The organism is Pseudomonas sp. W15Feb9B, assembly GCF_000828175.1.
Classification (GTDB): domain Bacteria; phylum Pseudomonadota; class Gammaproteobacteria; order Pseudomonadales; family Pseudomonadaceae; genus Aquipseudomonas; species Aquipseudomonas parakoreensis.
The window spans coordinates 37,243-49,819 of record NZ_JTKF01000011.1 but is presented as its reverse complement, the minus strand read 5'-3'; the positions used below and the strand labels follow the sequence as shown (position 1 = coordinate 49,819).

At 59.2% G+C, this 12,577-nt stretch carries 9 protein-coding genes and 1 pseudogene; 7 read left to right on the top strand and 3 right to left on the bottom strand.

Going from position 1 to position 12,577, the window contains the following annotated elements:
• The first annotated feature begins 17 nt into the window (after nucleotides 1-17).
• Nucleotides 18-941 carry a PliI family lysozyme inhibitor of I-type lysozyme gene (locus OC71_RS07735; RefSeq protein ID WP_041066720.1) on the top strand — a complete coding sequence of 308 codons (924 nt, stop codon included), beginning with the start codon at nucleotides 18-20 and terminating at the stop codon, nucleotides 939-941.
• Between the two features lie 121 nt (nucleotides 942-1,062).
• Here OC71_RS07735 and OC71_RS07730 read toward each other — a convergent pair whose 3' ends face one another.
• Together OC71_RS07730 and OC71_RS07725 are read right to left on the bottom strand one after the other, a co-directional pair.
• Nucleotides 1,063-2,367: an McrC family protein gene (locus OC71_RS07730; protein WP_041066717.1), complete on the bottom strand. Its 1,305-nt coding sequence runs from the start codon at nucleotides 2,365-2,367 to the stop codon at nucleotides 1,063-1,065.
• Nucleotides 2,364-4,661, bottom strand: coding sequence for an AAA family ATPase (locus OC71_RS07725; RefSeq protein ID WP_052510585.1), 2,298 nt, complete (start codon nucleotides 4,659-4,661; stop codon nucleotides 2,364-2,366). Before OC71_RS07725 ends, OC71_RS07730 begins: the two co-directional genes overlap by 4 nt.
• 670 nt (nucleotides 4,662-5,331) lie before the next feature.
• On the opposite strand from OC71_RS07725, the gene OC71_RS07720 reads away from it, so the two are divergent.
• The 4 genes from OC71_RS07720 (at nucleotide 5,332) to OC71_RS07705 (ending at nucleotide 9,579) form a co-directional block, all read left to right on the top strand.
• Nucleotides 5,332-5,778 carry a hypothetical protein gene (locus OC71_RS07720; RefSeq protein ID WP_041066714.1) on the top strand — a complete coding sequence of 149 codons (447 nt, stop codon included), beginning with the start codon at nucleotides 5,332-5,334 and terminating at the stop codon, nucleotides 5,776-5,778.
• Nucleotides 5,779-5,854: 76 nt separating this feature from the next.
• The gene (locus OC71_RS07715; RefSeq protein ID WP_041066711.1) at nucleotides 5,855-7,261 is read left to right on the top strand and encodes a DUF2252 domain-containing protein; all 1,407 of its coding nucleotides are present in this window, start codon (nucleotides 5,855-5,857) and stop codon (nucleotides 7,259-7,261) included.
• Between the two features lie 221 nt (nucleotides 7,262-7,482).
• Nucleotides 7,483-8,070, top strand: a complete 588-nt coding sequence (gene rimJ, locus OC71_RS07710) for a ribosomal protein S5-alanine N-acetyltransferase (protein ID WP_041066708.1) — start codon at nucleotides 7,483-7,485, stop codon at nucleotides 8,068-8,070.
• 30 nt (nucleotides 8,071-8,100) lie between these two features.
• Entirely contained in the window at nucleotides 8,101-9,579 is a 1,479-nt protein-coding gene (locus OC71_RS07705) for a glycosyltransferase family 39 protein (RefSeq protein WP_084234158.1), read from the top strand.
• Nucleotides 9,580-9,651: 72 nt separating this feature from the next.
• Here OC71_RS07705 and OC71_RS07700 read toward each other — a convergent pair whose 3' ends face one another.
• Nucleotides 9,652-10,323, bottom strand: coding sequence for a histidine phosphatase family protein (locus OC71_RS07700; RefSeq protein ID WP_041066702.1), 672 nt, complete (start codon nucleotides 10,321-10,323; stop codon nucleotides 9,652-9,654).
• 255 nt (nucleotides 10,324-10,578) lie between these two features.
• Between OC71_RS07700 and OC71_RS28700 the strand changes: the two are divergent.
• Nucleotides 10,579-11,640, top strand: a pseudogene (locus tag OC71_RS28700) (methyl-accepting chemotaxis protein); the annotation flags it as partial.
• Nucleotides 11,635-12,498: a methyl-accepting chemotaxis protein gene (locus OC71_RS28695; protein ID WP_371260362.1), complete on the top strand. Its 864-nt coding sequence runs from the start codon at nucleotides 11,635-11,637 to the stop codon at nucleotides 12,496-12,498. The pseudogene OC71_RS28700 and the gene OC71_RS28695, both read left to right, overlap by 6 nt.
• Nucleotides 12,499-12,577: the final 79 nt, after the last annotated feature.

Below are 12,577 nucleotides of genomic sequence, written 5' to 3'. Positions count from 1 at the left end.
ATGCAATGGAGTTGAAGATGAAGACTTGGATCGCCGCCGCGCTGACAGCGCTGATTTGCCTGTCCGTCCATGCGGCCGAGGCCCCCACTGTGCGCGTCGAACCGATCGCGTTCACAACCAGTGCCGACAGCGTCCAGCGCAAACAGTCGATCACGGGTGACCAGACGGCGGAGTACCGGTTCAACGCCAAGGCCGGCCAGATGCTGACCGTCGACTTCAAGCCCTCCAACACCTCCGCTTACTTCAACATCGCTGCCAAGGGGGCCGATTACGCGCTGTTCAATGGCTCGATCATGGGCAATCACTTCCTCGGCACATTGCCCAGCGATGGCGAGTACACGATTCAGGTCTACCTCATGCGCAACGCCGCACGGCGTAATGAAGTGGCCAACTACGAGCTGGCGCTGAAGCTGGTCAATGGCGATGCCATCAGCCGTCAGCCACCATTCGATCAGACGCTGGAATTGCAGGGCATTGCCTTTCACGTCAGCACTGAACAGGTCGATGGCAAACCCACTTTGCACATCGCTCCCAAGGGGCTGGAGATCGACAATACGGTCATCATTCAGGCCCTTAGCGGTGAGGTGGTGCGCGCCGAAGTCGCCGACATCAATAACGACGGCTCCCCAGAACTCTACGTTTTTACCCGCTCGCCCGGGCGCGGCATGCCGGGTGAACTGATCGCCTATTCAGCCAACAACAAGAAATCCCTGAGCGCAATCTACCTGCCTCCCGTCAGCGACAACCCGAAAACCGCCGAGGGCTATCAGGGCGAGGACTCGTTTGCCGTGGTGGAGAACACGCTGGTGCAACGCTTCCCGGTGTATGACAGCGCCGACGCTGGCGCCGGGCGTACGGGGAAGATGCGTCAGGTTCAGTACAAGTTGGTGGCATGTGAAGCTGGGTGGATTTTGCGCGAGGACAAGGACACGGAACTCTGAAATGACCTGGCTCATAGCGGCGGATTCGGAAGCCGATTTCGCCGCGATAGGCGACACTGCAGGTGAATCGCGGGACTACATCGCCGTATCAAATTCACCCGTGCAAACGCAACCAACAACGCTATCCCCTGACCGCGCCAAGCGCTCTCCCCACCAGCGGCACACTCGCTACCTCCGCATCAACCAAGCACCCTGCCTCCAAATCAAACGGCAGCACCCATAACTGCATCCCTTCCCCATAATCAAACATTGGCAACGCCCGCTGCAAACCAGCCCAGTATGGATAAATCAGCACCAGCCTAGGTACACCTCCGCCGTTACGGTATTTATGGCCATACGCGAACAGCTGATAAAAATCACTCTGGCTCAGGTTGTAGTTCTGCCCAGCGTTGCGTTGGTCAATGCGTTTCCACTTAGTGTCCAACACCCAGCGTTGCTCGGCAGTATCCATTAGCAAGTCCGGCTTCAACCGGAATATTCCTCTGTTGCCATGGCGGCAGAGGTCCGCTTGCGAGGACTGCGCTGTGAGCTCAACACCCGGCATTAACTGCTTGCCAAGTGAATGCTGCACATAGTTCTCGAACAACCGCTCCATCGGGAAAAGCAAGCTTACCCCTTGCCAAGTGCCCTGCACCGCAACCGGCATCTGCTGGTTCAATACCAGCTCGCACCAGGGCCTGATGGCGCCGTAATGTGCCATCAGGCGATCACGGCTCCACAGGCGGAAATCCTGTGCGACGTGCCGGCTGGCAGGTATCTCTGCTAACAAGGCGCGCAGCTCGTTGGCGAGACGCCAGTTGGCAGGCAGTTGGGTTACCTTGGCGACCTGTTCCAATGCGAGTTTCAGCAACCGGTTTTCCGCACGGTCCGGCAGATAGACGTCATGACGCACTTGAAACTGGTGCTGCCGGCCCGGAGGCTGGCGGAGCTGCGCCACTACATTGAGCTGGCCACGCAAAAAGGGTCGCTCCTCCTCGACGCGTGTGTAGTCGAAACGAATACCGCGTTTCACTAAAGCATCCAGCTCATTCAGATACTGCCCCATCACCCATTCAGTGAGCGGTGCATCGAACAATTCCAGCGCCGTAACTGATACCTGCCGTGGCTTTAAAAACAGCGCCGCTTGAATCAACTTTCGTAACAGCGTGCGGCTCTTGACCACGCAGTCACCTTGTTCGAAATGCTTGGGCAGTATTTCAAGCCGTGTGCCGCAGGGACTTTCGATAACACCCACATAGCTGTCCCATTTAAGCGACTGCCGGCCCTCGACCTGCAGCAGGGTCGCGCCAGCGCGGTTGAAGCTTGCGCTGAGGTCGCACAGCCAGTCGAACGCCGTTTCCGAGATGTGCGCGCAATCCAGGTTGCCCGGCGGCACCGGCGCCGTGGTAAGCCTGGCGTACTCCCGAACGATAACGTTCGTGCTCACGCCGTTTGCTCCTCCGGGGTAATGGCATCCTGAGTGCCGGCATGGGTACTGATCACCCCGGCATAAGCCGTCGGTCGACTGAACGCCAGTGGGTTGATACGCCACACCTGGTCCTGCGCAGGTACCTTGTCGCCAAATAGCGCCAGCAAGTTCTGGGTTTCGCGCAGCACGAAACAGTCGGTGACGGGTTTACGGTGGTCGTTCAATACCCATTGGATGCGTTGCCAATCTTCAAAGAAGTACTCCTGCAACAGCGGCAGTACTTGGTTGCGGAAAATCAGCTCTAACTGCGCCAGCGTGCCGCCGTTGATCAACGGCATAAAGTAGGCGTGCCCCAAGCAGTGCTCGCGATCGAGCAGCACTTCAATACGCTGGTTCATTACCCTCAACAACTGGCCAATGTTCACCCCCTCTACCGTAGTGCCATCCAGAAAATGTGGCTCTGGCAACATTTCTCTGAACACAAAGCGTCGGCGCAACGCGATGTCGAGCCCGGCCAGCGAACGGTCTGCGGTATTCATGGTGCCGATGATGTGCACATTCTGAGGCACGGTAAACGGCTTCTTCGAATAGGGCAGTTGTAGGCTGAGCGCTTCATCCGCACCATCGCGCTTGGAAGGCTCGATCAGGGTGATCAGCTCGCCGAAAATACGCGACACGTTGCCCCGGTTGATCTCGTCGATGATGAGCACATAAGGCGTGTCCGCTGGCGAGGTGGATACTGAGGGTTCGACGGCTTTAACACCTTCGTGCTGCAGGTAAGTCAGCAAGTCTGCCCAAGTGAAGCGGTTCATCGCGTAGACGGTTTTCAACGTGAACTGACGGCCATCGTTGATGGGCAGAATGGACAGGTTGATGTCCCGATAAAGCCAACGCACTGAGCGCACATGCCGATAGTGAGGGTTCACCCCATCGGGCACTTTGGCTTCATACCGGTACTCGCTGGTCACTACTCCAATGGCACCGACCTTCTCGGCCGACTGGATACATAACAGAATGTCCCCCACTGCAATTTGCTCAGCAAAGTAGTGGAGTGTGCCTTTGTCGCCTGAGCCCAGGCCCTGGTAATAGTCATTGGCTTCGTAGTCTTCACTTAAGTCCCCGCTTTGGCCCCATCCAATGCGAGCCTCGCCGTGCGTCAGGCAGTAGTTTTTGCTGGGCGACGTGCCAGAGCCATCGATGGAAATTTTCCAGATAGCGGCGTTGGGACGAACTCCCAAGTCTGCAACCGGCTGCGTCTTGGCGTCGTCGCAGATCCGCTTGAATACACCCGCTTCAATGGGGTAACGCAACTGCCCCGTTTCACTGTCTGAATCCGCGCGGATGCCCTCGACAAAGTCTTCATAGCTAAAGCTCTGATGGAAGGTGACGAAGCGCACGCGCCCCGCAGAAGCAAAGCGCTCGAACTCGGCTTTCAACCGCTGGCGAGCTTCAGGAGAGTTGCCGGTGTTCTGCGCCAGGAACTCGGGCGCAAGAATTGCCAATGCCTGGTTGATAGTGGCGTACGTTTTGCCGGTACCGGGCGGGCCGAACAATATCTGATTGAGCGGGGGCTTGGTTGCCGATAAGTCGATAACAGCCTCCGGGCCTTCTGGTTCAGCCTGGCCATAGTCACTAGGTACCAACCCACTACCCTTCAATGGTAATTGCCGGTTCTTAAGTACCTTGTCAACGGTGCTCATCCAAGCCTCTACATCGGCTTGATTGGGACAGCGTTGCGCGCTGATTTCCCAGCTTTCTTCTTGCGCTTCCATTAGCGCCCGATGATCCGCGACTCCGCGAAGTGAACAGCATATTTCACCTCCATACCAGTAAAGGGTGAATGCTGGTTTTCCTTTCAGACTGTTTTGCTCACGCACGCCAATCCGGATATCCGCCGGGGTGATGTTAACTGTCCAGTGATCAGCCTGTGGGTAGCGTTCACGGAAGCACTTGAGCAACATCCAAACCCACATCTGTTCCTCAGTGGTACCTTTGTCCAGAAGCTGAATCACACGCTGATCGGCATAGCCCTCAATCGCACCTCGCGCGATCTGTCGCTGGTATTCAAGCCACTGCTTTAGCCCGTTCTGCACGTTGTTGCTGTTGCTCGCACCAATCTGTGCAAATTCACCGCCTGGGCCGTACCGCCGGTAGAGAGTAGTTAGCTCATCCACATCGGTGATCAGAAGCACTTGGCGCCCCAAGTGGTTACTGATGGTATTGAGGCCAGAACGGTAGCTACTGGCGGTATTCGGTGATTTTCCGGTATCGGTCAACCAGACTTTGAACAGCTTTCCTTGCACATCACTCACAGGCGTACTCCAGTTTTTTTGAGCGTCAAATAGGCGCAACCGAGGTCATGAAAAGGCTCGATAACGCTTCACCCTGAGCCCGCATGGCCCTAGCAATATCCGAACTCGATCATATACGAGCCCACCACCTCATCAAACAAGCCCACCGCCACCGCATTAACGATCCAATCCTCCTCAACAAAATAACCCAACATCATTTTGCCACTAAAGGTTATCGTTCACCCGTCGATACTCAACAAGGTGCGAATCATTCACACGCCCCTAGAGCTTCTCAAGCTCGACCTTCAGGCTGGCCAAACGCAGCGCTGACGTATGGAGGTCGAGCGCCGCTCACAAATTCGTTGAAGATTAGGAGATGAACCTCTGCGCACCATCGCCTTCACTGCACCGAATGACAACATTGGTATTCCAGTCGGTATTCCACAGGTAAAACCTAACTGCTAAAAACATAGAAAATTCATATGAATATGCGGTTGTTTCAAATTACCCCGGCCCACCAACTCTCAACGACAAAGCTCGCCTAGCGCGGGCTTTGTCACATCTGGCGTCCCCCAACCGGAACACCTCCTGCGCAAGGCACACTCACGCCGGATCCGACTGTCACAGTGACTGAAAGATAGTCGCGCACAACCTCCAGGCTACCGTTTGAACATCACGGAGATTACCCACCATGAGCACTTGGATCGCCGCCGCCCTGGCCTCGTTGATGTCACTCCCCGCCATCGCCGCAGACGCCCCTCCCCCACGTGTGCAACAAGTCACGTTCAAGAGTGAAGTCGGCAGCGTGCAGTTCAAACAGAAGATCAAGGGCTATCAGACCGCCGAATACAAACTCGTCGCCAAGGCCGGTCAGACACTGACAGTTGATTTCAAATCCTCCAACACGTCCGCTTATTTCAACGTCGCCGCCCCGGGTGCTGACGAAGCGCTGTTCAACGGTTCGATCATGGGCGATCACTTTGCCGGCGCAGTGCCTGCTGATGGCGAGTACACGGTTCAGGTGTATTTGATGCGCAACGCGGTGCGGCGGCAGGCGGTGGCCAGTTATTCGTTGTCGTTGTGGCTTTCCGAGAACGCCCCGACGGACGCGAAAAAACCGGCAACAAAAAGTCCCTGAAAGGCAGCGACGGCTCGACGGATAAACCTCAAATCCCCTTCTACACTCACAGCGCCCCTTCCCAGAGCGAGCGCTGATGACCACCCTCCAAACCCGCATTAAGCAAGGCAAGGACGCCCGCAAGAAATGCTCGCGCAGCGCCCACGCCACCACCGGAAAAATGAGCCGCGATCCGATTCCGCTGATCAAAGCGTCGAGTCAGGGCCGCGTCGCTTCGCTGGTGGAGTTGCGTTACGGACGAATGCTGGTGTCGCCCTTCACATTCTTCCGTGGCAACGCGCTGCTGCAGGCGCATGATCTGTCGAGCACCGAAAACATGGGCCTGGTCGGGCCGATCTGCGGGGATGCGCATTTGATGAATTTCGGCGGTTTTGCCACGCCGGAGCGCAATCTGTTGTTTAGCGTCAATGATTTCGACGAGGCGCATCCCGGGCCTTGGGAATGGGATGTGAAGCGGCTGGCTGCGAGTTTTGTGGTGGCGGCGCGGGATTTGCGCCATGGCGAGTCGGTTGAGGAAGAGGTGTGTCGGCAGATGGTCGGTGCCTATCAGGCGACGATGCTGGAGTGCGCCGAACAGAGTGCGCTGGAAACCTGGTACGAATCGATCAAGTACGAAGACTTGCTCGATCAGGCACGCAAGAGTGCGCTGGAGCATGTGCAGCGTGCCGTCGATAAAGCCGAACGGCGCACCCATGCTGAGTTGCTGCCGAAAATCAGCGAGCGCGACGCCAACGGGCGACTGGTCATTCGTGACGATTTGCCGGAAATTTTCCACCTGCACAAGAACACCACGCTGCTCGACGCCGACGATGATTGGTTGCGGCTGGCAGACTGGCGGCCGTTGTTCGATACGTTCATGCGTGACTATCGCACCACGCTGCAGGCTGACCGGCGGGAATTGCTCTCGCGGTTTCACGTACAGGATCTGGCGTTCAAAGTGGTGGGTGTCGGCAGTGTGGGCACCCGATGTCTGGTGGCGCTGCTGACCGACGATCAGGAATTTCCGTTGTTTCTGCAGTTCAAGGAGGCGCGGCGCTCGGTGCTCGCCGACTATGTGAAGGCCAAGTCCCGCACGCGTCATGAAGGCCAACGGGTGGTCGAGGGGCAGCGCTTGATGCAGTCGGCCAGCGATCTGTTTCTCGGCTGGACCACCGGCCCTAACGGTCGGCATTTTTATGTGCGGCAATTGCGCGACATGAAGATCTCCGCCGAACTGGAAAACTTCGACGCCGAAACCTTCGCCGCCTATGCCCGGGTCTGCGGTCGCGCACTGGCCCGCGCCCACGCCAAAGCCTCGGGCAATGCGGCGGTCATCAGCGGCTATATCGGCAAGGGCGATGCCTTGGCCGACGCCCTGTTCAAATACGCCCGCAGTTACACCGCGCAGAACGAACGCGACTTCGAACGTTTTCAGCAGGCCTGCCGCAAGGGCCGGCTGCGGGCACGTTCGGAAGCGGATTTTGCAGCGGATCACTTGCCTTGACACGCTGCAGAGCGCTCGCTATCGAGATGAATTTTTCTTCACTGCCCCCGTTCGATCAACACGGTACAGTCCGCTCGCTCATTCAAGAAACTACGGTTCGCCCGCGCTCTCCCGCGGGCTTTTTTTTTGCCTGGCATTTGCTGCGGAAACGATCCGCGCGGTTTGTTTTTTCCCGCCCCATGATCAATCCTGTCCCTCGACCATGCCCACCGGAGCGCCCGATGCCGCTGCTGACCTTGCCCTGCCAACGCCTGACGCTCGCGATCCTGGCCCCGGAACAGGCCGAACTGGAAAGTGACTTCTACGCACGCAACCAGCGCCACCTCGCCCCCTGGTCGCCGATTCGCACCACCGAGTACTTCTCCAGCGAACAGATTCGCCGACGCCTTGAAGTTCAGGCCAGTGCCTACGAGGCCGGGCTGGCGATGCATTTCGCCCTGCTGACGCCGGACGGCCAGCAGATGATCGGCGCGTGCAATTTCAGCGGGATCATTCGCGGGGCGTTTCAGGCCTGTTATCTGGGTTATCACATTGACCATGCGCATCAGGGTCAGGGTTTGATGCAGGAAGGCCTGGAGGCCGGCATCGGTTACATGTTCGACACGCAGAACCTGCACCGGATCATGGCCAACTACATACCCGGCAACGAGCGCAGTGCGCGGTTGCTGGAGCGTCTGGGTTTCGAACGCGAGGGCTACGCCAAGGCCTACCTGAACATCGCCGGGCGTTGGCAGGACCATGTGCTGACGGCGCTGGTCAATCCGGTGTTCGAGGCGCCGGAAAAGCGTTGGTCACGACAACTGGCGTGAGTTTCACAATTTGTTAAGCATTGGCGAAGTATGCTCAAGGCTCCTGCCCTTTCCGGTTGCCTGAAATCCATGCCGCGTGCCGCCACTTCGCTGTTTCTACTCGCCGCCCTGCTGTTTTTTTTCGCTTTGGGTAACCACCAGCTGCAAGGCTCCACCGAGGCTCGGGTCGCCGGGATCGCCATGGAGATGCACCTGGACGATGACTGGGTGACGCCGCGCCTGTTCGGCGAACCGTTTCTGGAAAAACCACCGCTGAGCCTGTGGCTGGACGCCGGCGCCATGCGCGTGTTTGGCGTTTCGCCGTGGGCGGTGCGGCTGGCGTCGACGGTGGCCGGGTTGCTCAGCGTGATGCTGCTGTACGGCATGTTGCGCCGCTTCGGTCGGCCGAAAGCGCTGGCCTGGACGGCGGGGATTCTGCTGGCGACCATGGCCAGTTACTGGAGCAACGTGCGTGGAGTCGGCGAAGATGCGCTGCTGGCGCTCGGCGTGACCACGGCGCTGCTGGCGTTCTTTCAGGCGCAACGCGCACCGAACGCGGCTAACTCGCTGCTGTTTATCGTCGGGATCGCCATCGCCACGCTGAGCAAGGGCGTGCTGGGACTGGCGATGCCCGGCGTGGTGATTTTCGCCTACCTGCTGGCGGATAACCTGATCGACAGACGCCTGAAGATCGGCGCGTGGCTGCGTCCCGGCCTGCTCACGGCAGTGGGCCTGATTCCATTGCTGATCTGGCTCATCGTGCTTTACCAGCGCGGTGGCTCGCACGCCGTCGCTGAAGTGCTGCTGACCAATAGCGTCGGTCGCTTCAGCGGCTCGTTCGTCGAGGCCGGGCATTACGAGCCGTTCTACTACTATCTGGCCAAACTGCCGGAAGCGTTCCTGCCATGGAACATTCTGGTGTATCTGGGCCTGTGGCATTTCCGCAAGGAGCTGAAGGCCAACCGTTACCTGTTGTTTTTCAGCCTGTGGATCGTCGCGCAGTTCATCATGCTGACCCTCGCTTCCAGCAAACGCACGGTGTACCTGATGTCGATGACCCCGGCGGCGGCGGTGATTGCCGCCGAGTATGCGCGCATACTCTTCGAGCGCTTGCAGGCCCGCGAAACCGCCGACCGTTTCATCGGAAAAGTCGCCCGTCATCGTCAGGCAATTGCCGCAGGACTGCTCACAGTGGTGATCGCCAGCTACCTCGGCGCCGCGCAGTGGGCACTGCCCAACGCCGACAAGGAGCTGTCGTTCCTGCCGTTGACCGAACACATTCAGAGCTTGCAGGCCAACGGTCAGCAGGTCGCGCTGTTCCAGGCCAACGAGCGGGTCGGCGGCGCCAGCGTGTTCTACACCCAACGTGTGCTCAAGGGACTGGACACCGACGCGCAACTGCATGACTTCCTCAGTGCCTCGCCCTCGAACGTCGCGGTGATCTCCGCGGACAGCGAACCCGTCGCACCACTCAAAGTGCTGAAGACCATGATGGTCGGGCGCCAGGCGTACTACTTCGTCGGCTACTGACGCCCTTCGCGCCAGCCAATAAAAAACCCGCCGTCACTGGCGGGTTTTGTTTGGGCCGACGCTTTGCCCAGTTCATCGAGTGCTCACTGATTGCCAGTCGGAGGCTTCGATGAAGCCAAGCACGCGCGGGGCCGCTTTGTTCGCAGCGGAAACAAACAGCGAGGAGCCATAGCCCGGGTCCGAAACCGGCGAATTCAGATCCTTTTCCAGCTCCGCCATGCATTCGCTGTGGGTCACCAGAATCAGATTGCGCCCCGTAAGCTTGTGCGCCAGCGCTTCCTGCAGGATGTGGCCCTTGCAGCTGATCAGCCAGTCTTCGCCGGTGGCCGCGCGATTGAACATGTAACCGGCGGTCTGCACAGTGCGCAGCATCGGGCTGTTGTAGATATCGGCGTTATTCAGGCCCAAATGCTCGAACTGTGCGCCGACACCGACCGCGACACTGCGCGAGCGGTCGGTGATACCGTCATCACCGCTCAGGCACGGCGCCGGCGAGTGATCGCAGCGCTCGACGTGACGCACCAGCACAATCATCTCGCCCTTGGCCCACCCGGCCGCCAGCGCGCGTGCACCGGACACATTGCCGTGGGCCAGGTCAGGCACCGCCGCCGGGGCGAGCAGCCACAGGGTCAGCGGGATCACCAGCAGCGACGCACCGAGCACCACCCACGTGTTGCGATAGCGGGCCAGCTTACTCAGGGAAATCGAGCGTTTGACGCCGAACAGACTCAGTCTCAATTCCACATCGGGCCGCCTCGTCGGCATCCATCACAGTCAATACGATGCGGCGAGGGTAGAGAAGCGGGCGTAAGTGGCGAGTGAAACGCATGTGAAAAAAGTCTTGAAACGCCCTTGTTACAAATTCCGTCGGACAAAATCCTTTCAGCTCTCGTGTTTGCGGCCGATACAGACCTGCTAACCCCCTTGCTGGCTCAAAAAAACAACAATCTTCCAGCCTGACCGACGATCAAGTAGCTCTACGTTCCTGGAGGAATTGTGATGAATAGCTGGTTCGGCAACATCAGCGTGAACATGAAATTGGGTCTGGGCTTCGGCCTGGTCCTGGCCCTGACCTGCGTCCTCGCCCTGACGGGCTGGACCAGCCTCGGCGGTCTGATCGACCGCAGCAACTGGATGAGCGACATCACCCAGCTCAATGCCGGCCTGACCAAGCTGCGCGTGGTGCGCCTGCAATACATGCTGACCAACGGCGACGAAACCGCCGCGCAGAATGTGCAAACCACCCTCGAAAGCTTCGCCGCGCAACAACAGGCGCTGATCAACAAGTTCAAGAGCCCGGAAAACGTCAAGCTGCTGAAAGAGCAGGCCGCGACCATCGCCGAATACCAGACTTCGCTGAACAAGATGCGCAACGCCTACCGCACCGGCAACAGCGCCCGCGACGTGATGGGCAGCAACGCCGACACCGCTTACAACCTGATCGAAACGATCAGCAAGCGCGTGCAGCAAATGGACATGAGCGAGCAGCGCTTCGAGCAGTTCCAGGCCATCACCCAGGCCAAGGAAGCGTTCATCCTCGCGCGCTATGAGGTGCGCGGCTACACCGCCACCACCAACGCCGAAACCGAGCAGAAAGCCGTCGGCCAACTGAACGTGGCCATCGACAGCCTCAAGCAACTGAACGTGCATTTCGCCGCGACCCAGCAAGACGCTCTGCGTCAGCTGGAAACTGCCCTGACCAACTACCGCAGCGCGTTGCAGGCCTACAAGAACGCCAACAGCGAAGCGGTGCAGGCGCGTAAGGAGATGACTGATCAGGGTGCGGCCATCGTCACCACCAGCGAGCAGCTGTACCAGATCCAGCTCGACCGTCGCGACATCGAAAGTGCCCAGGCCCGTACGCTCCAGCTGATCAGCACCCTGCTGGCACTGCTGGTCGGTGTGATTGCTGCGGTGATCATCACCCGTCAGATCACCCGACCGCTGCAAGATACCCTGGCCGTGGTCGAGCGCATTGCCAGCGGCGACCTGACCCAGAACGTCATCGTGACCCGCCGCGACGAACTCGGCGTGCTGCAACAAGGCATCGCGCGTATGGGCGTGACCCTGCGCGACCTGATCAGCGGTATCCGCGACGGCGTCACTCAGATCGCCAGCGCTGCCGAAGAACTCTCGGCCGTGACCGAGCAGACCAGCGCCGGCGTGAACAGCCAGAAGGTCGAGACCGATCAGGTGGCCACCGCCATGCACGAGATGACTGCCACCGTGCAGGAAGTCGCGCGCAACGCCGAAGAAGCTTCGCAAGCCGCAGCGGCCGCTGACGGCGAAGCCCGTGAAGGCGACAAGGTAGTGAATGAAGCCATCGCCCAGATTGAGCGCCTGGCCAGCGAAGTGGTGCGTTCCACCGAAGCCATGAGCGTGCTGCAACAGGAAAGCGACAAGATCGGCAGCGTCATGGACGTGATCAAGGCCGTGGCCGAGCAGACCAACCTGCTCGCGCTCAACGCAGCCATTGAAGCCGCGCGAGCCGGTGAAGCCGGTCGTGGGTTTGCCGTGGTCGCCGACGAAGTCCGTGGCCTGGCGCAACGCACGCAGAAATCCACCGAAGAAATCGAAGGCCTGGTCGCCGGTCTGCAGAACGGCACCCAGCAAGTGGCTGCCGTGATGAACAACAGCCGCGCCTTGACCGACAGCAGCGTGGCCCTGACCCGCAAGGCTGGCGACTCCCTGGAAAACATCACCCGCACGGTGTCGAACATCCAGTCGATGAACCAGCAGATCGCCGCCGCGGCCGAACAGCAAAGCGCCGTGGCCGAAGAGATCAGCCGCAGCATCATCAACGTGCGCGACGTGTCGGAACAGACCGCCGCGGCCAGTGATGAAACCGCAGCGTCCAGCGTTGAACTGGCACGCCTTGGTGGCCAGCTGCAGCAGATGGTCAGCCACTTCCGCGTCTGATCTTCAGTCAGCGCCAAAGCGTAAATCCAATCGCGGGCAAGCCCGCTCCCACAGGAAACGAGTCAAACACAAAATATGT

Bases quoted from the DNA above. Each gene is read 5' to 3' on its own strand.
- OC71_RS07735 (WP_041066720.1), top strand. From the start codon at position 18: ATGAAGACTTGGATCGCCGCCGCGCTGACAGCGCTGATTTGCCTGTCC.
- OC71_RS07720 (WP_041066714.1), top strand. From the start codon at position 5,332: ATGAGCACTTGGATCGCCGCCGCCCTGGCCTCGTTGATGTCACTCCCC.
- OC71_RS07715 (WP_041066711.1), top strand. From the start codon at position 5,855: ATGACCACCCTCCAAACCCGCATTAAGCAAGGCAAGGACGCCCGCAAG.
- rimJ (WP_041066708.1), top strand. From the start codon at position 7,483: ATGCCGCTGCTGACCTTGCCCTGCCAACGCCTGACGCTCGCGATCCTG.
- OC71_RS07705 (WP_084234158.1), top strand. From the start codon at position 8,101: ATGCTCAAGGCTCCTGCCCTTTCCGGTTGCCTGAAATCCATGCCGCGT.
- OC71_RS28695 (WP_371260362.1), top strand. From the start codon at position 11,635: ATGGGCGTGACCCTGCGCGACCTGATCAGCGGTATCCGCGACGGCGTC.